A 24,398-nucleotide genomic window follows, 5' to 3' on the forward strand; every position below is an offset into this window, starting at 1 on the left:
CTATTTACCACCTTTGTTATGGCGATATTGTTTGATCAGATCACGTTTAAAATCCTCTTCGGCCTTTAGTAAAAGCAATGCTTTCTTAGCAGAAGTAACTTTACTGACTTCCAAAAGTAAGGCCTTGTCCAGTTCCTCTTCATCTTCTTCAATGGAAATTTTTAACGCCAGTAATTTTTTGGCATCCTTTTCCGTAAGATCATCACTGTTCTTTAATTTGCTCCTAATTTCATTATGGTCTTTACGACCTAAAGCATGTCTTTTCTCCTCATATTCATTGTATATAGGCCAAAATTCTTGTGCTTCCCTACTGTCCAAGGATAATTTCTCTGTAATGTAGGCTACTTTTAAGGATTTTATTTTTTCCCAATCTTTTTTATTTTGACTAAAAGAGAAAGCGGTAAAAAGCATAAATAGTATTACAATATATTTATTCATTTTCCTGTAAATTAAGTTCTTCAAAATCATTTATATTATCACTTAAATAATCCAATATGTTTTCATTATCAATAGGTAGGCTCAACATATTGGAATACTCTGCGTCTGTAAAAGGCAGCACTTCTGCTATTTCATAAGAGGTTAGATCAAACTCCGTATTTTCAAAATAGGCCTCAATATCGGTATTGGCCAAATCGCTAAAATTGACATCTTCTACATTGTTCCATTGATAACCGAAAAAAACAAGTGCAATAGCCGCTACGGATGCTGCAATAGCTATTACTTTCTTGATTGGGAACAATGGTATTACCTTGGTGTCCTCAGATAGCTTTTTAGTAAGCTTTTCATTGAAGTTTTCAAAATAATTATCGGGAACCTTAAAAGCATTGTCCTTTGGTATAGCTACATGATCATCTGATAATTGAGCCATAAGTTTATCCTGAAAACTATCAAAATAGCCTTCTGGAGTTTTAAACGGATGTTTGTTTTTATTGTTCATGATACTTATTTGACTATCAAATACATAAATAGTTTAATCCTCTTTTAAAAATTGTTCTACTTTTTTTACCGCAAGATGGTAAGAGGCCTTTAGTCCCCCTACGGATGTCTCAAGAATTTCCGATATCTGTTCATATTTTAGTTCTTGAAAATATTTCATATTGAACACCAATTTTTGCTTTTCGGGCAAGGTTGCAATTGCTTTCTGCAACTTTAACTGTATTTCGTCACCTTCAAAATAAACATCACTTTGTAAATTGGCAACCAGCTTCTCTTGGTAGTCCACATCGTTCAAACCTTGAATTTTTGCCCTTTGTTTAATAAAACTTAAGGCTTCATTGGTAGCAATTCTGTACATCCATGAAAAAAGTTGACTGTCACCTTTAAAGCCATCAATATTCTTATAGATTTTGATGAACGTATTTTGCAACACATCATCAGCATCGTCATGATTTAGTACAATGCCCCTGATCTGCCAATAGAGTCGTTCTTTGTACGTACTTACCAATACCTCAAAGGCTTTTGCCTGGGTATTCTGGGTCTTGAGTTCCTGTACAAGTGTTTCCTCTGCTATCAATGGTTCTTGAGGTTTGTTCATCATTAGGACTAAGAAATTATAAAAAGGTTTAACGGCAACGTTAATTTTCGCTACTACTTGTTCAATATAAGCGGCCTTTAGGATGCCAACGATTGCATCTGTACCAATTTTTTATAAGTGCCGTTCAACGCTAACAATTGGGTATGGGTACCTTGTTCCACAATTTCCCCTTTTTGCAGAACTACAATGTTGTCCGCGTTTTGAATGGTAGATAAACGGTGGGCTATTACTATGGAGGTTCTGTTCTTCATCATTTTCTCCAAGGCATCCTGAACCAAACGTTCGCTCTCAGTGTCCAGGGCAGATGTTGCTTCGTCTAAAATCATAATGGGCGGATTCTTTAAGACAGCCCTTGAAATGGACAGCCGTTGTTTTTGTCCTCCACTTAATTTGTTGCCACTGTCCCCAATATTGGTGTCATAGCCTTTAGGTAGTTCCATGATAAAATCATGTGCATTGGCAATTTTGGCCGCAGCCATAATCTCTTCTTCCGTAGCATTTTCCTTTCCTAGCGCTATGTTGTTTTTTACGGTATCATTGAACAGAATGGAGTCTTGGGTAACAAGGCCCATTAAACCTCTGAGCGATTTTTTACTCAGGTTTTTAATATTGTTGCCGTCAATACTTATTTCACCTTCGTTGACATCGTAAAATCTTGTAACAAGGTTGGCTATGGTACTTTTGCCGCTACCGGATTGCCCAACAAGGGCTACGGTCGTACCTTTTTTTACCGTCAGGTCAAAGTTTTTAAGTACGTATTCATCCTCATATTTAAACGAAATATGCTGAAGTTTTATATCACTGTCAAATGACGTTAGTTCAATAGGATTTTTAATCTCTGCAATAGGGTTCTCTGTCTCTAAAATTTCTAAAACACGTTCAGCCGCCGCATTACCTTTTTTGACACTATAGGATGCTTTGCTTATAGATTTGGCAGGAGTTAGTATCTGATATGACAGTGCCATATACGTAATAAAGAGTTCAGCTTCCAATGTTTTGTCTACAAGAACCATTTGACCTCCATACCAAAGAATTACGCCTATGGCGGCAATACCAAAAAACTCGCTCGTTGGGGATGCTAAGTTTTGTCTATTGAGCAGACTATTGGAAAAATTGAAAAACCTTTTTGTGGAGGATTGGAATTTTTTGGCAAATACAGATTCCGCATTAAATGCTTTAATGACTCGTAACCCACCTAGAGTTTCTTCTAAGATGGATAAAAAGAAACCTTGTTCATTTTGAACCTTGTCAGATTTTCGTTTTAAGGATTTTCCTATCAATGAAATTAGAAAACCGGAGAGCGGTAGAAATAAAAATACAAACAATGTTAGCTTGGGACTAATAGCCAACATGGCTGCAATTGTAAAAATTATGGTCAACGGTTCTCTTACAATTAATTCCAATATAGATAAAAACGAATGTTGAATCTCCAATACATCTGATGTAATACGGGCAATTGTATCGCCTTTTCTTTTTTCGGAATAATAGGATATGGGCAATTCTATTGTTTTATCATACAGTTCGTTTCGCAAATCTTTTAGAACGCCATTGCGCAGAAATGTAATGAAGTACATGGCTAAGTAATTAAAAAGATTCTTAAGAAGAAACATTGTAATGATCAACCCAACCATAAGCATGAGCACCTCTCCGGGATCACTTTGTTCGCTTTGTTCCGTAACAAAAAAGTTTAAAGTGTCGGTTACATAATTTTTTAAATTAGAAATACCTGTCCATTCTGGTTTGGTATATATTTTCTCTGTTTGCTTAAAGAGCACGTTCAACATTGGAAATAAGGATATCATTGCCAATGTTGAAAACAGTGCATAAAAAATATTGGATATAATGTTCAGTAGCGCATATATCCTGTAAGGCTTCGCAAAGCGAAGGATCTTTTTAAAATAGTTCATTAACCTAAGTTAAGCTCAGAAAGAATATTCTTGATTTTCTGATCAAGTTCTGCCGATACTTTTTTGTAATCTTCAGTCTTCTCCAATTTTGTATTCGTGCTGATGTAAAATTTAACCTTAGGTTCCGTACCGCTAGGCCTTGCGGCAATTCTGGTACCATCCTCGGTTTCGTATATTAATACGTTGGATTTTGGAATATCAATGGCCTTTTCTTCACCGGTCAATACATTTTTTGCGATTGATGTGTTGTAATCTTCGATCCATTTAACCTTGGAGCCAGCAACTGATTCCACTGGGTTTTCTTTAAAATCCTTAAGCATCTGCTTAATTTCCTCGGCACCACTAATGCCTTTTTTGGTAATGGAAACTAGATGCTCTTTATAGAAGCCATAATCAACATAACATTGAATTAGGTCTTTATAGAAAGAACTGCCATTAGCTTTTGCCTGACTGGCTATTTCACATGCCAATAGGGTAGAGGTAACCGCGTCTTTATCACGGACAAAATCACCTACCATATATCCAAAGCTTTCTTCGCCTCCACCAATAAAATCAGATTCAGGGAAGTCTTTGATCATTTTACCGATCCATTTAAAACCAGTAAGTGATGTTTTGAACTCTACTCCGTAAGCTTTAGCCATAGCCTCCATCATTGGGGTAGATACAATTGTTGTGGCAATAAATTCATTTCCTTTAAAGCCTTTTTCCTTTCTCTTTTCAAGAAGGAATTTTGTCATTAAAACCATAGCTTGGTTTCCGTTAACAATTTCCATTTCACCTTCAAGATTACGCACGGCAATACCTAAACGGTCACTATCTGGATCAGTACCTACAACCATGTCCGCACCAATTTCTTCAGCTTTTTTTACGGCCATGGAAAGTGCTTCCGACTCCTCTGGGTTAGGGGATTTCACCGTGGGAAAATTACCATCTGGTTTTGCTTGTTCTTCTATAATGGTAACGTTATCATACCCACCTTGTTTTAATACTTCCGGTATTGCGGTGATAGAGGTTCCGTGCAAAGAGGTAAACACAATTTTAAAATCATCTTTGCCATCTGCATTGAAACTACCGGCCTGAACCGATTGTTGAATAAAGGCATCATCAACTTCTTTGTCAATAACTTGTATAAGGGCATTGTTGGCAGTGAATTTGATATCTTCAAAACCAAGGGCGTTGATTTCCGCTATAATTTCTCCGTCCTGTGGTGGTACAATTTGTCCGCCATCCGTCCAGTAAACCTTATATCCATTATATTCTGGTGGGTTGTGGGATGCCGTTAAAACTATACCGGCATGGCAGTCTAAATACCTTACGGCAAATGAAAGTTCTGGGGTGGTCCGTAATTCTGAAAATAGAAAAACCTTGATACCATTGGCAGAAAACACTTCTGCGACGGTTCTTGCCAGAGTATCGCTATTATTACGGCAATCAAAAGCTATTACGACCTTAATTTCCTCACCTGTATAGACTTTATTCAGGTAATTACTAAGTCCTTGCGTACTTTTGCCCAAGGTGTATTTATTTATTCTATTGGTTCCTACGCCCATTACGCCCCTCATGCCACCTGTACCAAACTCCATATTTTTATAAAAACGGTCGTTCAGTTCCTCTTGATCATTGGCGATCAGGTGTTCAATTTCTTTTTTGACTGCAGGATCAAAAAAATCGGTCAGCCATGTTTTGGCCGTGTCAAGGATATTATCCATATGGTTGTTGTTTATATGCTATTAAGTTAATGAGAATTTTAGTTATCAGAAAGCGACGTGTTAATTTCTTCGGATACAATATATCTGTTTTCCCCCTTTTTGGACCTGATCAATATTTCACCAAGAAACCCTGCCAAGAACAGCTGAGTACCAATAATCATGGCAACCAATGAAATATAGAATTGAGGCCGATCCGTAATCAATCTTCCAAACGGATTTATGAATAATTTATCGATACCTAAATAAATGGCAAAAGAAAAGCCAATAAAGAACATAAGTACACCAAGGGCACCGAACAAATGCATGGGCCGTTTTCCAAATCTTGATACGAACCAAATGGTCAATAAATCTAAAAAACCGTTTATAAATCTTTCCATACCAAATTTAGTGCTGCCGTATTTGCGGGCTTGGTGTTGAACTACTTTTTCCCCAATTTTTGAGAAACCCGCATTTTTTGCCAATACGGGGATATACCTGTGCATTTCTCCAGAAACTTCAATATTTTTGACCACATCCTTGGCATAGGCCTTTAAACCGCAGTTAAAATCATGAAGACGAACTCCAGATGTTCTTCTGGCGGCCCAATTGAATAATTTAGATGGGGTGTTTTTGAAGATTATAGAATCATAACGTTTCTTTTTCCAACCGGATACCAGCTCATAACCTTGTTCGGTTATCATTTGGTATAACTGGGGTATTTCTTCTGGATTATCCTGTAGGTCTGCATCCATGGTGATAATTACATCACCTGTAACCGCCTTGAAACCGGCGTGCAAGGCTTGTGATTTGCCAAAGTTTCTTTGAAAATGTATTCCTTTTACAAATGGGTTTTTCTGTGAAAGTTGGTTGATGACATTCCAGGAACCGTCCGTACTGCCATCGTCCACAAAAAGTATTTCATAAGAAAAATGATTGGATTGCATTACGGATACAATCCAATCATGAAGTTCCTTAAGTGATTCTTCTTCGTTAAGTAATGGAATTACAATAGATAATTGCATGTGCTACTTCTGGTATTGCCCCCAAAAATACTACAATTACTTAGGTATTAATAAGCCGCTTCTTCTTTTTTTAGAATAAGACCGGTGATTAGGCCAATGATCAGTCCAATTACAACATTAATTATAAGACCTATAGGATACATGACCCATGCAAACCCTTTTTGCATCTCTATACCTTGATCAATTTGCTCTTCGGTAAGGCTAGGGTTGTCTGCCATAGCTTTTACTTTACCTATTTCGTATACTTTATCTAAATAGTCAGGTTCTATGACATTGGAAAGTAAAAAGAAATACAATAATCCTACAATTGCTGCAATTAGAGCTACACCTGCACCAACTTTTAAAGCTTCAGAAATTGATAAAAGTCCGTTGCCCGTCTTTTTAAATTGTATGATTGCCATAACAATACCTGCGGCAAGAATTAAGGTCTGTGTAATTTGTACGGCCGCTCCTTGCTCATAATGCATGTCCATGATATAGAGCATGATGCCGAATATAACTCCGATAATTCCAGTAACAAGCCCATAATTCAAGGCAAACTTGCCAGTTTTTGGTTGGTTTTCTTCCATGATTTTTATTTTTAAAGGTTGATTTCTATATAGGTATGGTAATGTATGACAATGTTACATAAGTCTGCAATTTATTTTTTTATATTTTTTGTTGTTTCTAATTGGTACTTTGGAGTTTTTCACTAAATTTGCAGCCTTAAAATGAGTGCCCGTCGGAATGGGCGCAATAAAGTTTTTAAAATGAAAAAAGATATACACCCAGAAAATTACAGGATAGTGGCCTTTAAGGACATGTCTAATGATGAAGTATTTTTAACTAAATCAACAGCTGAAACAAAAGAGACTTTAGAGGTTGAAGGTGTTGAATATCCTTTGGTTAAATTGGAAATTTCAAGAACATCACATCCGTTTTACACTGGTAAGGCTAAATTTTTGGATACCGCAGGTCGTATCGATAAATTTAAGAACAAGTACAAGAAATTTGCTAAGGAAGAAAAGAAGGAAGAGTAGAAATTGGTGTACAATTAATTTTTCTTATATACTAGAATATAGCGCCCTCGAATTTGTTCGAGGGCGTTTCTTTTTGCATTCAACTTGGTTTTAGGAACACTTAACCATAAAATATAGTACCTCTGCGGATATTTATTAATTTTGTTAAAAATCATCTTGTATGAATTATATTCTCTTTGATGGTCCACGTAGGGATCATTTATTGCCGTTTACCTTTACACGTCCGGTTGCTGAAATTAGGGTTGGTATTATGACGATGCGTGAACGCTGGGCGGCTTACTTAAAAGTTGGGGTTACGTCCTTGACCGAAGATTATTTAAGGGCTAAGTTTCCATTGCACATAGAGAGCGAGAATGTGTTTATTGATGCATCCATCTTACCATCAAATACATTGTTAAAGGCAATTGGTTCTTTAAAAATGGGTCAAGTACTCATGAAAGATGAAATGGTGGTGGCCTATTGCAGTGCAAGTGTTAAGGATAATGCACAACTTTCTGTTTTTGAGCAAATTGTTTTTGATCAGACTCTAGAGCAGATAAACAATACATGGGATATTTTTGAGAAAAATGCCACTATTTTACAGTCAGATTTTGATTTTTTGACCAAAGGCAGAACAAGTTGCCCTATACCCAAGACCAATCAGGTAATACATCCTGAGCGGGTGTTTTTGGAAGAAGGGGCAAAAGTGGAATATAGTATATTAAATGCCACTGACGGACCAATATATTTAGGTAGGAATTCAGAAATATGGGAAGGTAGTCTTATTAGGGGAGGTTTGGCATTGTGTGACCACGCTATCATTAAAATGGGAGGTAAGCTTTATGGGGCGACTACCATTGGTCCCTATAGTAAAGTTTGTGGTGAAGTAAGCAATTCGGTAATTTTTGGCTACTCCAGTAAAGGGCATGAAGGGTATTTAGGTAATGCGGTATTGGGAGAATGGTGTAATATAGGTGCGGATTCCAATAACTCTAACCTTAAGAACAATTATGCAAAAGTGCGTTTATGGAATTATGCTACGGAAAGTTTTGAGCAGACCGGTCTGCAATTTTGCGGACTCATGATGGGGGACCATAGTAAAACGGCCATCAATACCATGTTCAATACGGGTACGGTTATTGGGGTAAACAGTAATATCTACGTCCCGGGATTTCCTAGAAATTTTGTCCCTAGCTTTAGTTGGGGAGGCGCTTCTGGATTTTCTTCCTATCAGCCAGAAAAGGCATTTGATGTAGCTAAGGTAATGATGGCAAGAAGGGGTGTGGAATTCAACGAAATAGAGGCGGATATTTTAAGGCATGTGTTCGAGATTACCAAAAAATGGAGAAAATATTAAGCAGCGTGTATTTTATGAGGTACTTTGGTTCTTGGTGGCTCCAATAAACTTTAAGTATTTTTGCACCTTGCAAGAAATAGTAGGATGAAAAAAAAGGTAGCTTTTTATACATTAGGATGTAAATTGAATTTTTCGGAAACATCTACCATTGCCCGAAATTTTACCGATGAAGGATTTGAGCGTGTAGATTTTACCGAAAGGGCAGATATGTACGTAATCAATACCTGTTCGGTTACGGACAATGCGGATAAAAAATTCAAGACCATTGTTAAGCAGGCACAAAAAAATAATGAAGATGCCTTTATTGCTGCGGTTGGGTGCTATGCCCAGTTAAAACCAGAAGAATTGGCAGATGTAGATGGGGTAGATTTAGTACTTGGTGCCACGGAAAAGTTCAAGATTACGGATTACATTAATGATTTGACCAAGAATGACCATGGTGAAATTCATTCGTGTGAAATTGCGCACGCTGATTTTTACGTAGGTAGTTATGCCATTGGTGACCGTACAAGAGCCTTTTTAAAGGTGCAGGATGGTTGCGATTATAAGTGTACCTATTGTACTATACCGTTAGCACGTGGTATTTCCAGAAGTGACACCTTGCAAAATGTATTGCAGAATGCCAAAGATATCTCTGCTCAGGGAATTAAGGAAATTGTCTTGACAGGTGTTAATATAGGTGATTATGGTAAAGGTGAATTTGGGAACAAAAGACATGAACATACTTTTCTAGACCTGGTACAGGCGTTGGACAACGTATCGGGCATCCATAGGTTGCGCATTTCTTCTATAGAGCCTAACCTACTTAAGGATGAAACCATAGATTTTGTTGCCCAGAGCAATACCTTTGTACCTCATTTTCATATTCCTTTGCAAAGTGGTAGCGATAGGTTATTAAAATTGATGAAGCGCAGGTATATGACCAAACTGTATACTGAGCGTGTTGAACGCATAAAGACTATCATGCCAAATTGTTGTATTGGTGTAGATGTCATTGTTGGTTTTCCAGGTGAGACAGAGGAACATTTTTTGGAGACCTATCATTATCTAAATAATTTGGATATTTCTTATTTACATGTGTTTACATATTCTGAAAGGGACAATACTCCCGCTGCAAATATGGAAGGTGTTGTTCCAAAAAAGGTAAGGAGTAAGCGAAGCAAAATGTTACGTGGGCTTTCCGTAAAAAAGAGAAGGGCGTTTTATGAAAGCCAATTAGGAAACGAGCTGACGGTTTTGTTTGAAGGGGAAAATAAAGAAGGGTATATCCATGGCTTTACGGAAAACTACGTTAAGGTAAAGTCACCTTGGGACCCGGACTTGGTAAATACCTTGCATGAGGTAAGATTGACCGAAATAGCCAATGATGGTTTAGTGAGGTTTGAATTTATAAAACAAAGTGTAGAAGTATAAAAAAAAAGCCTTTCCAACGGAAAGGCTTTTTACATGTCTTAAATTCGAATACCGATAGGAAGCATTTCTTTATACTGTAATCGATTTTTTCTTAAAAATCCTGCAATGTGCGGACTCGTAGGTACCACTCTTAGATTTTTTTCCTGTATGGTGCTAAGAACGGCTTTGATGAAATTTTCCCTAAAACCTTCTTCGGTAATTTCTTCAGGAACAACTAATTTGGTAAGAAATACTTTGCGTTCTTGAGAAGAATATTCTATTCTGGCAAGATGACCGTTTACGGTCGTTTCAAATTGGCGCAAAAAAGAATTGTCCTTAATGATAACATCGTTCATATAGATTATTTTTGTGTTGGTACTAGACAAAAAAATTACGACGTTCTCCTATCGTAATTTATTGTTGTTGAAATGCTGTACGTAATTTTTCCTATATCGTTATAGGTGATTTTCACACTCTGTACCAAAAGTAGTTAAAAAATCCCTAATTTCCTATCTTTTACATGGTTTGATGCGTATGAACGATAATTTAATACATGTTTATTGTATGCCCGGTATGGCTGCTAGTTCAGCTATATTTGAATATATAAAATTGCCCAACACGCATTTTAAGATGCATTTTTTAGAATGGGATATACCTCCGCATAACTGTACGTTTACAAGCTATGCAGAACAGATGTGTCAAAAGATAGAACATGGGAACAGTGTATTGCTCGGGGTTTCTTTGGGAGGGCTATTGGTGCAGGAAATGTCGAAATTTATAGAGGTAAAAAAAATAATTATAATATCAAGCATTAAGTTGACCCAAGAAATGCCCAATAAGATGAATTTTGCCCGTTATACTGGCGTTCATAAAATTTTACCTACCAGTTTAGTGAATAATGTTGAATTTCTGGCCAAATATGCCTTTGGTGAACCAGTGGTCAAAAGGTTGGACTTGTATAAGCGTTATATGTCCGTTAGAGATACAAACTATATAGATTGGTGTATTGACAAAATGGTTCATTGGAAACAAAGTGAGTTGCCCAATAATTTAGTACACATTCACGGAGAAAAGGATACGGTATTTCCCATAACCAAGATAAAGGATTGTATTACGGTTCCCAACGGTACGCATACAATGATAATACATCGCGCAAAATGGTTTAATGAGAACTTGCCTGCAATTATTTTGGAATAAGAAAGTTCTATATATACCTTTGGTAGAAACCTATTAGAGGTTGAAAATTTTTAAATTGTCATATATGAAAGTCATAAAGAATATATTGATGCTTTTGGGCGTCGTTTTTGTAGCGGGAACTTTAATTTTTGCCGTACAATCTACTAGTGTAAATAATTTAAACGCTACAGTGGTTGCCAATGATAGTGTACAAATTAATGTAGCATCTGAGTATAGAATCTCGTCTATAGATATTCCGGAGGACTTAAATTTTGCCGGCGAGGTGGTACCACAGCAAGATCCAGAAATTATGGAGCGTGTGGATAGGGAATTTTTGGTCAATACCTATTGGCAGTCCAATGCCTTATTGTTAATGAAAAGGGCGAACAAATATTTTCCGATCATAGAACCAATATTGGCTAAAAATGGTATTCCAGATGATTTTAAATATTTGGCAGTTGCGGAAAGTGGTCTTACCAATGTGGTTTCACCCGCAGGTGCAACAGGATTTTGGCAAATAATGAGAGATACTGGTAGGGAATACGGTCTTGAGGTTAACGCTAACGTAGATGAACGCTATCATTTGGAAAAGTCCACGGAAGTTGCCTGTAAATATTTAAAGAAATGGAAGGAGAGGTATGGTAGTTGGGCATTGACAGCGGCAGCATATAATGCAGGCCCTGGGGCCGTGAACAAATATTTAAAGATTCAACAGGTAGATACGTATTGGGATCTTTTATTGGGTAGCGAAACCGGTAGGTATGTATTTAGGATTATGGCCATTAAGGAAATACTTTCCAATCCTGAGAAATATGGATTTCATATCGATAAGGATGATATGTATACTGCAGTACCGACCTTTACGGTAGAGGTAGATACACCTGTAAGTGATTTTGCCGACTTTGCACAGGAATACGAAATCAATTACAAAATTTTAAAGCGCCACAATCCTTGGTTAAGGGAGCCTCATTTAAATAATGCCTCCGGTAAAAATATACTATAGAAATTCCTAATAAAGGATACTATGTAATGGGTAAGTAGAAATAATTAGATTTTTTTCATTTGCTGTTGCATCATCTTAATCTGATCGGTCAACATATTGTTTTTATCCAATTTTTTAGCTTCGTTCAGTAACGTAGTCGCCTCTCTTTTACGTCTTTTTTGCATGGCTATACCGGCAAGGCTTAGTTTGGCCATGGCTACATCATAATCCATGGTCAGGCCAAGTTTTAGGGCTTTCTTAAAATATTTTTCCGCTTGGGTAAGATTGGTCTGTGAGAATATAATGCCATGTAGGTAATTAAAATATCCCTGTTGTTTTACGGTCAATGCCGCTTCTGGTTTTTTTATTTTATCGAGCCATTTCTTTGTTCCTTCCAAATCTTGTTTTCTCATGCGCATAAATGCCAAAAGAATGATTTCATTTCTGAAATAAAGGAAGATAAAAATAGTGGATAACAATAGAAGGCTTATACCATTACCTATATATCCTTCTATAAATTGATAAATGGCAAAAGCAATGATGAGTCCGGCTATGACTAATTTTAAATTTTTATTGAACATGTTTTAGGTTTGTTTTTATCTAATTGGTTGTTGGCCTATACTATGGTATGTACATGTAAGTCCAATAAAATATAGGCAACGGCACTACTAAAGTTTAATTCTGGCAAAATTAGTCAAAAGCATTGTTTTCAGCCGTACGGAATTATAAAAATATTTTTTTCATAAGCACTTGCCAAAGAAAAAACTCTTTGTATATTTGCGCCCAGTTTCACAGAGGATTCTGTAAAATATCAAATAATAGAAAAGGTTTAAGAGATGCCCGGACAAAAAAGAACATATCAGCCGTCAAAGAGAAAGAGAAAGAACAAACATGGTTTTCGTGAGCGTATGGCTTCCGTAAACGGTAGAAAGGTTCTTGCTAGACGAAGAGCAAAAGGAAGAAAGAAATTGACTGTTTCCTCTGAAACAAGACATAAAAAATAATGATTGTATAGTTTTTAAAATATTTAGGTGTTACTTTTCTGAAAGTAACACCTTTTTTTTGACCAATTCCCAAAATATATATTTCAAAAATGCCGAAAAGAAAAGATTTAAACTCAATTTTATTAATAGGATCAGGCCCAATTGTAATAGGCCAAGCATGTGAATTTGATTATGCCGGTAGTCAGTCTTTGCGTTCATTACGTGAAGATGGTATAGAGACTATCTTAATTAATAGTAACCCGGCAACCATTATGACGGATCCCTCTATGGCGGATCATGTATACTTAAAACCGTTGACCACAAAATCTATTGTTGAAATTTTAAAGGCCCATCCACAAATTGATGCGGTTTTGCCCACCATGGGAGGTCAAACAGCATTGAACCTTTGTATAGAGGCCGATAAAAAGGGTATTTGGGAAGATTTTGGAGTAGAGTTGATCGGTGTGGATATCGACGCAATCAATATAACCGAAGATAGGGAGCAGTTTAGGGAACTTATGTTGAAAATAGGTGTAGGCATGGCACCACAGGCAACGGCAACCTCATTCTTGCAAGGAAAGGAAATTGCCCAGGAATTTGGATTTCCATTGGTAATTAGGGCTTCATATACACTTGGCGGTGCGGGAGCTTCTATTGTTTATAAGGCAGAGGATTTTGACGAACAGTTGAGTTATGGTCTGGAGATTTCACCTATTCATGAGGTAATGATCGATAAGGCCTTGATGGGATGGAAAGAATATGAGCTGGAACTATTAAGGGATAAGAACGATAACGTCGTAATTATCTGTGCTATAGAAAATATGGACCCAATGGGTATTCATACCGGAGATTCCATAACCGTGGCGCCGGCAATGACCCTATCTGATAAAACATACCAAAAAATGCGTGATATGGCCATTCATATGATGCGCAGTATTGGAGATTTTGAAGGAGGGTGTAATGTGCAGTTTGCCGTTAGTCCAGATGAGAAAGAAGATATAATAGCAATTGAGATTAACCCACGTGTATCAAGGTCATCGGCATTGGCATCCAAAGCTACTGGGTATCCTATAGCAAAGGTTGCAACTAAATTGGCAATAGGTTATACGCTTGATGAATTGGATAATCAGATTACAAAGTCTACATCGGCATTGTTTGAGCCAACCTTGGATTATGTGATCGTAAAAATACCTCGTTGGAATTTTGATAAGTTTGAAGGTTCGGACAGGACATTAGGGCTTCAGATGAAATCCGTAGGGGAAGTTATGGGTATTGGGCGTTCATTTCAAGAGGCCTTACATAAAGCAACTCAATCCCTAGAAATAAAACGAAATGGATTGGGAGCGGATGGTAAAGGCTATAAAAATTATGAGCAGATCATCAGTAAATTGACCATTCCAAGTTGGGACCGTGTTTTCGTGATCTATGACGCCATTCAAATAGGAATTCCGTTGAGTAGGATTCATGAAATCACCAAAATAGATATGTGGTTCCTAAAGCAATATGAGGAGCTTCATTTCTTGGAAAAGGAAATATCCAAATACACCATTGCAACTTTATCTAAGGATTTGTTGTTAGAGGCCAAGCAAAAAGGCTTTGCTGATAGACAAATTGCCCATATGTTGGATTGTTATGAAAGCGAAGTTTATAACAAACGTACCGAACTGAACATCAACAGGGTGTATAAACTGGTAGATACCTGTGCCGCAGAATTTAAGGCAATGACACCGTATTACTATTCTACTTTTGAAGCAGAAATTGAAACTGCTGAAGGTGCCCGTTATGTGGAGAATGATAGTATAGTTACCGATAAAAAGAAAATTGTAGTTCTAGGTTCGGGACCTAACCGTATTGGTCAGGGTATAGAATTCGATTACTGTTGTGTACATGGTGTTTTGGCCGCGGCAGAATGTGGTTATGAGACTATAATGATCAATTGTAATCCAGAAACGGTTTCTACCGATTTTGATACTGCGGACAAGCTATATTTTGAGCCTGTATTCTGGGAACATATTTATGATATTATCCGTCATGAAAAACCAGAAGGTGTAATTGTTCAGTTAGGTGGTCAAACCGCATTGAAATTGGCGGAGAAATTATCCAAATACGGTATTAAGATCATAGGTACTAGTTTTGAATCGCTAGATTTGGCAGAGGATAGGGGAAGCTTCTCAGAGCTGTTAAAAGAAAATGATATTCCTTTTCCAAAATTTGGGGTAGCAGAAACGGCAGATGAAGCATTGACCCTTTCAGAAGAATTGGATTTTCCATTATTGGTAAGACCCTCTTACGTATTGGGTGGTCAGGGAATGAAAATTGTAATCAACAAAGAAGAATTGGAAGAGCATGTTGTGGACCTTCTTCGCAAAATACCAAATAATAAATTATTGCTTGACCATTATCTAGACGGTGCAATAGAAGCAGAGGCAGATGCCATTTGTGATGGGGAAGATGTTTACATTATTGGTATAATGGAGCATATTGAGCCTTGCGGTATACATTCCGGGGATTCCAATGCTACATTGCCACCTTTTAACTTAGGGGAATTGGTAATGCAGCAGATAAAAGATCATACCAAGAAAATTGCATTGGCATTGAATACAGTAGGTCTAATCAATATACAATTTGCTATCAAGGATGAGGTAGTCTACATTATTGAAGCCAATCCAAGAGCATCACGTACGGTGCCGTTTATAGCAAAAGCGTATAAGGAACCTTATGTAAATTACGCTACCAAGGTAATGTTGGGAGAAAAAAAGGTGAAGGATTTCACATTTAATCCACAATTGGAAGGTTTTGCAATTAAACAACCGGTATTCTCCTTCAATAAATTCCCTAATGTCAATAAGAATTTGGGGCCTGAAATGAAGAGTACAGGTGAAAGTATATTATTTATAGATAGTCTTAAGGACGATGAGTTTTACAATCTTTACGCAAGGCGTAAAATGTATTTAAGTAAATAAAAAATTTAAATCAGAAAATTTGGGGTAAACATGGCCAAGGCCGTTGTTTACCCCTTTTTTTGTACCGGATTTTTAGTGTAACGATAACTTTCAGCAATATTCTTTACAATCTACATTATCCTTTTAAAATTATTGTTTAAGGTTAAAATAAAAATTTATAGCAAACTAAGTTCGTTCAAAAAATAGGTAATCTTACAGTATAGGAATTTAACTGTAGAAATGGGCAAAAAAGTTCTTTTAGCTGTAATTATTGTGATAGCACTTTTTGTGGGTTTCACGTATTGGTCGCTTTCCAGTACTTCTAAAACCTTCGACACTTGTGAAATTGTTGGTCGTGAAGAAATGAAACAAATCAATTTCAGGGAATTTGATTCTGTTTTGGTTGCGGCCAGCACACTTTATGAAGGCAATACTATTAAGAACATAATGCAAGGAGAGCAATATAGAAAAGCGTGGTCAACTCCAGTAAAAGTACCTATCGTCTTTTTGGATACCTTACTTGACGGGGTACATATTTTAGAAGAGGGTGGGGGTCACCAGACACATTCCTTAAAGTTGAAAACAGCAGATGGTACATTGCTTACCCTTAGAAGTGTTAGTAAAGATCCCTCGCCATTAATTCCTAAAGTGGCAGAATCACTTGGATTGGAAAATATAGTGGTGGATGGTATTTCTGCACAACATCCTTATGCAGCCTTGGTGGTCGCCAAATTAGCTGATGCGGCAAAAATATTAAATACCAGACCACGGTTGGTCTTTGTTCCGGAACAGGACTTTTTGGGCAATTATAACGAGAAATTCGGTAACCGTTTATTTCTATTGGAATATGAGACAGAAGGAAACGCACAGTGGCTAGGAATAAATGCGGTAAGGACATTGCTTGATACTGAGGATCTACAAGAACTTAAATTTGAGAAAAATAAAAATGTAATTGTTGATCATAGCGCCTTGGTAAGGGCCAGGTTGTTCGATCTGCTTATTGGTGATTGGGACCGCCATTCCAAACAGTGGGGGTGGGCAATCAAGGATAGTTCAGAGATGAAGGTAGCAATTCCCATGCCCTGTGATCGAGATAATGCGTTCTTTAATCTTGAGGGCGTACTCCCCACATTAATTTCCAATAATACATTTCTGCCGGAGGTTCAATCATTTGAAAGTGATATTGATTTTTTAAAAGGTTTGGTTTCTCCCTTTGATATTTATTTTATGAGAGATTTTGATGAAAATATTTTTGAGGTGGAAGCTAGGGAACTGCAAGTATTATTATCAGATGAGGAAATTACCAAGGCATTTGCGGTATGGCCTAAAGAAATTCGTGAATTGGATGCCGATAATTTGATTGGTAAAATAAAGCAAAGAAGGAATGATTTGGTAACCTATGCCAAGGAATTTCATGATGTTGTAGCTTCCGCAGAACCAGTAACCGAACCATTAAACGGCTCAGAGGATTTAAAGTTGAATGACACCCAATTGGCCTGTTTCAGTTGTTCGGGGAACGATAACAATGAAAGATAATAAATCAAAACATTAAAAGTCATAATAAAGAAATAAGGTAAATACCACAAGTATGAATTCTACCCATGTAAAAAAAGCGGCCAAATATGTAAAAATTTTGTTAGCGGAACAATTGAATAAAAATTTTCTTTTTCATAGTCAAGGGTATACCAATAAGTTGGTGAAAAAAGCGGAATTGATTTTAGAGGAGGATAACACCCAAATAGATCAAAATCTTGTATTGGTCGCAATTTGGTTTTTAAATGCAGGATACGCTAAAGATTATGATGGGCACATTACAGAAAGTGTACAATTGGCCGTAGATTTTTTAAGGCAAGAAGAAGTTGCGGAAGAAGAAATAGATCAAGTTGGTAAGCTTATTGAAAAAGCTTGGTCCAATGAACATCCTACAACTAATGAGGAAGCATTGGTTAAGGATATCAATACCTATTTTTATGCTTCTAATGATTTTGAGGAACTTTTACAATTATTGCGTTTAGAACTTCAAAATTTTGAGAAAAAAGTTCCGGATCTGCATACATGGCGAATGGAATATGTGGAAAAACTTAGGGTTCAGCATACGTTCTATACGGATTATGCCAAGGAAAATTGGCAGGAAAAAAAGGAAGATAATATGCTTTCCTTAATTTCTTCCATCCAAAAAGCGGAAAAGAATTATAAAAAAGAGACGCTAAAGGCAAAATTGAAAGATGAGAGTCCTCAACGTGCTATACAATCCCTTTACCGTATTGAATTAAGAAACCATATTAAATTAAGTGATATAGCAGATACAAAAGCAAATATTTTACTATCGGTCAATGCTATTATCATTTCATTGTTATTGGCCAATCTTTTGCCCAAGTTGGATGCGCCCTCCAATTCATATTTAATTTACCCAACAGTAATCTTTATATTGTTTAGTATTGCTTCTATGATTATGTCCGTTTTAGCAACCAGACCCAAAGTGGATAACGCTAATCTTATGGAAGATGATATAAAGAAAAAGGATACCAATTTTTTATTTTTTGGCAACTTTCATTCAATGGATCTTTCAGATTTTAAATCAAAAATAAGGAACATAATAAAAAATAAAGAGTCAATATATGACTCCTTGACCATAGATCTTTACTATTTAGGAAAAGTACTTCAGCACAAGTATAGATTGCTACGTTGGACCTATACCATATTTTTGGTTGGCGTTATATTATCCGTAATTGCTTTCGGCTTCGCTTTAAAATATTTTGGTATGGAGGATGAACTGTTAGATGCCGTCACTCCGGCAGTACAATAGATTATGAAAAACGTGTAATGCTTTACAGGACAATCTATATTAATTGAACCAGACCGCATATTTTTTTCTGCGCAATTCCAATGCCAATTGTTTTTCCATCTTTAACGCCTCTACTTTAGTTGGTATTAATGGAATATGATTGTATAGGCTTCCCCTAAGATAGAGCCCATATTTTCTAACGATGGATGATGAAATATTAATTCCTTTTTTACTTAATGTGCCATTTTTATGTTGTTCAAAACGTTCTTTGGGTGTTTTGCTGGTCATACCTACATACAAACATTCCAGGACACCATTAAATTGAGGGTTGGCCTCCCTGAACTTTTTGTTTTCAGTATATATTTTCTTGGATAGTTCAATAACATAAATGGAATATTGTGCTTTTGCCATACCTAATGGAGTGAATATCATTATAACAATTCTACATACAAGTTAGGGTTTATAAAACAAAAGAAAATCAACCTTTTTGCATTATATAGGCAATCATCTTTTTTAAAATCGCAATAGTAGGGTGTAAAATTTATTAATCTTAATAAATCCATGTCAATATTGTTTTGTTTTGCTAAAATTCATACTATAAAATTGAAGAATATGCATGTATTTTTTTAAAAAATAAATTGTTTGTAAATAAAATGTTAATTTTTTACAACCTATAAATAACTGAAAATCAATCAATTAATTGTTTTGTAAACTTTAAATCCATGTTTCGGAATGATTTGTCCATATTAATTTCCTTAAGCTAAAATATATTCGGTCCGTAACTACTAAACAATCAACTTATGAACGGACTTAAAAAATTAATATGGGTCATTTGTCTGGGCCTGGGCTCTACATTATGGGCCCAAGATCAACTCTCTGGGGTTGTGAATGATGAAACCGGTACTCCTATACCCGGTGTAAACATTATGGTAAAAGGAACCTCTAACGGAACGGTAACTGATTTTGATGGAAATTATCAAATAAGGGTTTCTAAAGGAGAAACGTTGGTATTCAGTTATCTAGGTTTTAAGGGTCAAGAAATTATCTACCAGGATCAAACTACAATAGATGTAGTTCTTATGGAGGATACGGCAAAGCTAGATGAAGTCGTAGTCATTGGTTATGGGTCCGTTAAGAAAACAGATTTAACGGGCGCTGTAGCATCTATCGGAGCAGAGGAATTAACGGAACAGCGCAGAACGGATTTGGGTCAGGCGGTTCGTGGAACGGTTGCCGGTGTAGATGTAAGGCGTTTAAATTCCAAGCCTGGTTCACCGTTATCCATTAGGGTAAGGGGTAATACGGTAATTACCAATAGTAACCAGGCAAATGCGGATGGGCAGAGTGATGATGTTACGGCAGATTTATCCAGACCTTTATACGTGGTAGATGGGATATTCTTGGATAACATCAATATTTTAAATCCTGCGGATATTCAACAAATGGATATTCTAAAAGATGCTTCGGCCACTGCTATTTATGGATCAAGGGGAGCTAACGGTGTTGTTATAATTACCACCAAGAACGGTATTGAAGGTAAAACACAATTTTCATATGACGCCTCTTTTGGGGTAAGTTCCGCGAGCAATTTGGTGGATATCATGTCCGGAGATGAATATATTGAATTTATAGATGATAATTTAAGGGCACAGCAATGGAAGGCAGAATGGTTGAATAGTTCAACACCAGATCCTACCCCTGCAGATTTTGATAATTATACGATTAATAGAAGCCAATCATTCTTTGATAATGGCGAAACGGACAATATTGCCAATAGAAATTATTTTGATTGGATAGACTATATTACCAGGACAGCGGTTCAGTCAAGCCATACAGTTTCTATGTCCGGAGGGCAAAATGGTTTGGTATACAGCAGTTCTATAGGTTACTTAAAAGATGAGGGTGTCGTAGGTAATGACCAGGCATATGAGCGGTATACCGCCTCAACTTCCTTGTCCAAAAAGATGAATCGTTTTACCATAGGTCTACGGGCATATCTCTCCTATTCAGAACAAGAAAAAGGAAGTAGGGAACTATTTAGAAGCGCCTATAGATTGCCGGTTACCGCAGATCCTTTTGATGATAATGGTGAATTGATATTATATCCTGATAACGAGGACCAGCGATTCGTAAATCCGTATTATGAGGTAAACGGGGCATGGAAAAACAATCAAAGGATTTTAAATGTAATCTCTAATTTCTATGTTCAATATGAGCCTAGCGATTGGTTAAAGTTAAAAACTACGTTCTCCCCTAATTTATCATCTACCAGAAATGGTGAGCATAGGGGACTACTTACTAAATCTGCAAGAAACGATCCCTCCAGGACCAGGGCTTATTATGGGGTAGATTTAAGGAACTCATATACATGGGATAATACGGCCGATTTTAATTTTGACATTACGGACAAGCAGAAACTGGGTGCAACATTAATCACTTCTGTATATTACAACCAATTGGAAGGAAATAATATAGAAACCAGGAATGTTCCGGATTTTCACGGTTTTTATAATACAAGCGCCGGTACGGATGTTAGGCAATATAGTTCTTATTATGAAAAGGAAACCACGGCTTCTGTGGCAGGACGTATAAATTACAATGTCAATGATAAGTACTTGTTCACTTTTACAGGTAGATATGATGGAGCCTCTAAACTTGCCGAAGGTAACAAATGGAACTTCTTTCCATCCGCTGCTTTTGCATGGCGTGCCAGTGAAGAGCAATTTTTACAGAATGCAGATTGGTTGACCAACTTAAAATTCAGGATCAGTTATGGTAAATCCGGAAACTACAATACGGTATCGCCCTATAGATCGTTCGCTTTCTTGAACAATAGCAATTATCTATTTGGTGATGATCTAACGAACGGAAATATTGTAAACGGTCTTTCAAATCCGGAATTGACATGGGAAGTTTCAGACGAGGTGAACTTAGGTGTAGATTTTGGTATGCTGAACAACAGGGTTAATTTTTCGTTGGAATTATATGACAAGACCACGGAAGGTGCCATATTTTCAAGAAACTTGTTGAATGTTACCGGATTTAGCAGTGCGGTAGGGAATTTTGGTTCTATGAACAATAGAGGTATAGAATTTACCTTGAATACCAAGAATATACAGACAGAGGATTTTAGCTGGAATACCAGTTTAAATTTTGCCAAGAACAAAAATGAGATTTTGAAGTTGGAAGGAGATTTGGACTTACAAGTATTTGGTAGGCATAGTGCCTTAATAGTGGGCCAGCCATCAGATGCTATATATTCTTATGAAAAGGATGGTATTTGGCAAATAGACGAAGCAGCTGAGGCCGCAGTATATAATGCAGTACCAGGGGAACATAAATATGTTGACCAGAATAATGATGGTATACTTGATGCCGCCAATGATAAGGTCGTAATTGGGACTACGGCACCTGATTGGACGGGGGGTATGACCAATAATTTTAAATACAAGAATTTGGATATGTCAGTGATGATGTATACAAGACAAGGTGTTTTTGGCCATTCGGAATTTCATCAACATCATGATACCAATGGCGAAACGAGGTTTAGTAAGATAGATGCTGCCTATTGGACACCTGATTCACCAAATGCAGAAAACCCGTTACCGGGAATAGGCCCAACACAAGGTGAATACTTTTTTGAGGATATGTCTTTTGTTAAAATTGGAAATATTGGTCTAGGCTATAGTTTTCCTGCAACCTTGTTGGATAAATTTCATATGACCAGCGCAAGGTTGTCCATAGATGTTCAAAATCCTTTTACGTTCACGGATTTTCAAGGACCCGATCCAGAAACAGGTTTACAGAATTCATATGATATGAGTTTTCAGACCAGGACTACCTTAATTGGTTTAAAAGTAGCATTCTAAAAATAAAATTTAAGAAAATGAATAGATATAAAAAAAATGTAGGGCGGTTGCTTATGCTTGCAGCTCTAGCTGTTACTGCCTATTCTTGTAATAAATATATTGAAGAGGAAAATTTCTCTAATTTAACAGGGGAGGATTTTATAACGGAAGACAATGCAGATAGGCTGGTTGTTGGTGTATATAACTCATTACGGGCCGTGTACAAAGGATATGATATCCATATGCTCGGTACGGATATATTTACCACCCAGGGCAATATAAATACAGATTTACACCCTTTAAACGTATATGTAAACATTAATAGTAGTACAGGGGAGTTTGCCAATGAGTGGCGAGATAATTATAATGTTATCAGTAAAGCCAATATTGCAATAAACCGATATACCAATGAAATAGAATGGACACCTTCTAATATTCCTGCAAGGGACAATGGTATTGCACAAGCTAGAACAATGCGTGCTATGGCTTATTTTAATCTGGTGCAACAGTTTGGTGGGGTAGTACTTACCTTAGAGGAAATCAATGAAATTAGTTCTGATTATGTCCGTGCTAGTGAGCAGGAAACATATGCACAAATAATTACCGATTTAGAGGAGTCCATTCCAAATTTGGAGGATGTGCCCGCAACCGGCAGACTTTCAAAGAGAGCGGCACAGCATCTATTGGCAAAGGTATATTTGACTAGGGCTTATACATCTTTTGGAGATAGTAATGATTTTAGTACGGCCGCAAGTTTGGCGGAAACTGCTATAGGTGGATATGATATCAGAACACAGAGTTATGCTGAAGTTTTTGATTATGACAATCAGGTAAACGATGAAATCTTGTTTTCCATTCAATATGGTTCCGGAGGAGATTTTCAGGATAGAAACAACACCAAGCATTCAATCATAAGATTTGCAGTAAATGAATTACCGGGTATGAGCAGACAAAACCCATACGGTATAAGAGGTGGTGATGTTATGCCTACAGAATTTTTCTATTCCCTTTTTGATGAAAACGATACCAGGGATGAGGCAACCTTTCATAGGGTGTTGTATACAGATACTGAGGATGCGGTAGGTACGGATAACATTGCGGTTGGTGATACCATCATCTATTTTCCAAAGCAGGCGATTTCAGAAGATGACCTATCGGATAAATTAAACAGATACTATGTGTATCAGCCAGATGAATATTACTTTAATGATTCGCCGGAAAATGTGGCCGGAGTTAATTATCAGTATACGGATAATACAATCTTTGCAAATTTCCCGATATTCAAAAAATTTGAAGATGTTGGTTTTGATGAGCTTGAAGGTGGTTACCGGGATACTTTTGTATTTAGGATTGCAGAAACGCATTTAATTGCAGCAGAAGCTTATTTGGGAGCGGGAAGTCCTGCACAGGCGCTTTCCCATATCAATATTGTAAGGGAAAGAGCAACAGGAGAAGCGGATTTTTATGCTACCGTAACAATTGACGATATCTTAAATGAAAGAGCCTTGGAACTAGCCGGTGAAGCCAGTAGGTGGAACGATTTGAAAAGAACCGGAAAATTGCAGGAGCGTATTAATCAATACAACCCGCATGTAGTGGACCATGGTTCATTTGATCCATCTGTTCATTTGTTAAGACCAATTCCGGCCACGGAAATTATTTTATCCAATAATAACATTGAGCAAAATCCTGGATATTAAAAGCATACATGAAAATTTGTTAGTTGAGTGAGCAGTTTTTTGTTAGTTAGGGCGGACTGGTTTGTCCGCCCTTCTTCTATTCAT

The 24,398-nt window shown here is 36.9% G+C and carries 20 protein-coding genes and 1 pseudogene; 11 read left to right on the forward strand and 10 right to left on the reverse strand.

Translation table 11 applies throughout. The features are described 5' to 3' along the window. From CHB68_RS06740 to CHB68_RS06770, 7 genes are all read right to left on the reverse strand, one after another. Positions 1-438 carry a hypothetical protein gene (locus CHB68_RS06740; RefSeq protein WP_089260099.1) on the reverse strand — a complete coding sequence of 146 codons (438 nt, stop codon included), beginning with the start codon at positions 436-438 and terminating at the stop codon, positions 1-3. After that, positions 431-937, reverse strand: a complete 507-nt coding sequence (locus tag CHB68_RS06745; protein ID WP_089260100.1) for a hypothetical protein — start codon at positions 935-937, stop codon at positions 431-433. Before CHB68_RS06745 ends, CHB68_RS06740 begins: the two co-directional genes overlap by 8 nt. Before the next feature lie 33 nt (positions 938-970). Then, complete coding sequence (locus CHB68_RS06750; RefSeq protein ID WP_245838856.1) at positions 971-1,537, reverse strand: RNA polymerase sigma factor; 567 nt, start codon at positions 1,535-1,537, stop codon at positions 971-973. 74 nt (positions 1,538-1,611) lie between these two features. Beyond that, entirely contained in the window at positions 1,612-3,441 is a 1,830-nt protein-coding gene (locus tag CHB68_RS06755; protein ID WP_089260101.1) for an ABC transporter ATP-binding protein, read from the reverse strand. Beyond that, positions 3,441-5,150, reverse strand: a complete 1,710-nt coding sequence (locus tag CHB68_RS06760) for a phospho-sugar mutase (RefSeq protein WP_089260102.1) — start codon at positions 5,148-5,150, stop codon at positions 3,441-3,443. The genes CHB68_RS06755 and CHB68_RS06760 overlap by 1 nt, the downstream gene beginning before the upstream one ends. A 38-nt stretch (positions 5,151-5,188) precedes the next feature. After that, entirely contained in the window at positions 5,189-6,151 is a 963-nt protein-coding gene (locus CHB68_RS06765) for a glycosyltransferase family 2 protein (protein WP_089260103.1), read from the reverse strand. Positions 6,152-6,198: 47 nt separating this feature from the next. Further along, a complete protein-coding gene (locus tag CHB68_RS06770; protein WP_089260104.1) occupies positions 6,199-6,720 on the reverse strand; it encodes a DUF4199 domain-containing protein in 522 nt (173 codons plus the stop codon). Positions 6,721-6,900: 180 nt separating this feature from the next. On the opposite strand from CHB68_RS06770, the gene CHB68_RS06775 reads away from it, so the two are divergent. The 3 genes from CHB68_RS06775 (at position 6,901) to mtaB (ending at position 9,919) form a co-directional block, all read left to right on the forward strand. After that, the gene (locus CHB68_RS06775) at positions 6,901-7,170 is read left to right on the forward strand and encodes a type B 50S ribosomal protein L31 (protein ID WP_089260591.1); all 270 of its coding nucleotides are present in this window, start codon (positions 6,901-6,903) and stop codon (positions 7,168-7,170) included. Between the two features lie 160 nt (positions 7,171-7,330). Next, the gene (locus tag CHB68_RS06780) at positions 7,331-8,506 is read left to right on the forward strand and encodes a GlmU family protein (protein WP_089260105.1); all 1,176 of its coding nucleotides are present in this window, start codon (positions 7,331-7,333) and stop codon (positions 8,504-8,506) included. Between the two features lie 84 nt (positions 8,507-8,590). Beyond that, positions 8,591-9,919, forward strand: coding sequence for a tRNA (N(6)-L-threonylcarbamoyladenosine(37)-C(2))-methylthiotransferase MtaB (gene mtaB / locus CHB68_RS06785; RefSeq protein ID WP_089260106.1), 1,329 nt, complete (start codon positions 8,591-8,593; stop codon positions 9,917-9,919). Positions 9,920-9,957: 38 nt separating this feature from the next. Here the strand turns inward: mtaB and CHB68_RS06790 are convergent, their stop codons facing one another. Then, positions 9,958-10,254: a GNAT family N-acetyltransferase gene (locus CHB68_RS06790; RefSeq protein ID WP_089260107.1), complete on the reverse strand. Its 297-nt coding sequence runs from the start codon at positions 10,252-10,254 to the stop codon at positions 9,958-9,960. 178 nt (positions 10,255-10,432) lie between these two features. On the opposite strand from CHB68_RS06790, the gene CHB68_RS06795 reads away from it, so the two are divergent. Together CHB68_RS06795 and CHB68_RS06800 are read left to right on the forward strand one after the other, a co-directional pair. Further along, positions 10,433-11,095 (forward strand): YqiA/YcfP family alpha/beta fold hydrolase, encoded by a 663-nt coding sequence (locus tag CHB68_RS06795; RefSeq protein WP_089260108.1) that lies wholly within the window; start codon positions 10,433-10,435, stop codon positions 11,093-11,095. 64 nt (positions 11,096-11,159) lie between these two features. Next, positions 11,160-12,115 (forward strand): annotated as a pseudogene (locus CHB68_RS06800) (transglycosylase SLT domain-containing protein). Between the two features lie 6 nt (positions 12,116-12,121). On the opposite strand, the gene CHB68_RS06805 reads toward CHB68_RS06800, so the two are convergent. Next, on the reverse strand, positions 12,122-12,637 hold the full coding sequence (locus CHB68_RS06805; RefSeq protein ID WP_089260109.1) for a hypothetical protein: 516 nt from the start codon (positions 12,635-12,637) through the stop codon (positions 12,122-12,124). Between the two features lie 255 nt (positions 12,638-12,892). Between CHB68_RS06805 and rpmH the strand changes: the two genes are divergently transcribed. The 4 genes from rpmH (at position 12,893) to CHB68_RS06825 (ending at position 18,787) form a co-directional block, all read left to right on the forward strand. Next, a complete protein-coding gene (gene rpmH, locus CHB68_RS06810; protein ID WP_027067351.1) occupies positions 12,893-13,060 on the forward strand; it encodes a 50S ribosomal protein L34 in 168 nt (55 codons plus the stop codon). An 89-nt stretch (positions 13,061-13,149) separates the two neighbouring features. Then, entirely contained in the window at positions 13,150-16,002 is a 2,853-nt protein-coding gene (gene carB / locus CHB68_RS06815) for a carbamoyl-phosphate synthase large subunit (RefSeq protein ID WP_089260110.1), read from the forward strand. A 219-nt stretch (positions 16,003-16,221) separates the two neighbouring features. Then, on the forward strand, positions 16,222-17,517 hold the full coding sequence (locus CHB68_RS06820) for a hypothetical protein (protein ID WP_245838857.1): 1,296 nt from the start codon (positions 16,222-16,224) through the stop codon (positions 17,515-17,517). Positions 17,518-17,569: 52 nt separating this feature from the next. Next, positions 17,570-18,787 carry a Pycsar system effector family protein gene (locus tag CHB68_RS06825; RefSeq protein WP_089260111.1) on the forward strand — a complete coding sequence of 406 codons (1,218 nt, stop codon included), beginning with the start codon at positions 17,570-17,572 and terminating at the stop codon, positions 18,785-18,787. 39 nt (positions 18,788-18,826) lie between these two features. On the opposite strand, the gene CHB68_RS06830 is transcribed toward CHB68_RS06825, so the two are convergent. Beyond that, on the reverse strand, positions 18,827-19,198 hold the full coding sequence (locus CHB68_RS06830) for a GIY-YIG nuclease family protein (RefSeq protein ID WP_394339887.1): 372 nt from the start codon (positions 19,196-19,198) through the stop codon (positions 18,827-18,829). 368 nt (positions 19,199-19,566) lie between these two features. Between CHB68_RS06830 and CHB68_RS06835 the strand changes: the two genes are divergently transcribed. Both CHB68_RS06835 and CHB68_RS06840 read left to right on the forward strand, forming a co-directional pair. Next, on the forward strand, positions 19,567-22,635 hold the full coding sequence (locus tag CHB68_RS06835; RefSeq protein ID WP_089260112.1) for a SusC/RagA family TonB-linked outer membrane protein: 3,069 nt from the start codon (positions 19,567-19,569) through the stop codon (positions 22,633-22,635). 17 nt (positions 22,636-22,652) lie between these two features. Next, positions 22,653-24,314, forward strand: coding sequence for a RagB/SusD family nutrient uptake outer membrane protein (locus CHB68_RS06840; protein ID WP_089260113.1), 1,662 nt, complete (start codon positions 22,653-22,655; stop codon positions 24,312-24,314). Positions 24,315-24,398: the final 84 nt, after the last annotated feature.

It is taken from the genome of Maribacter sedimenticola, from assembly GCF_900188415.1.
GTDB classification, from domain to species: domain Bacteria; phylum Bacteroidota; class Bacteroidia; order Flavobacteriales; family Flavobacteriaceae; genus Maribacter; species Maribacter sedimenticola.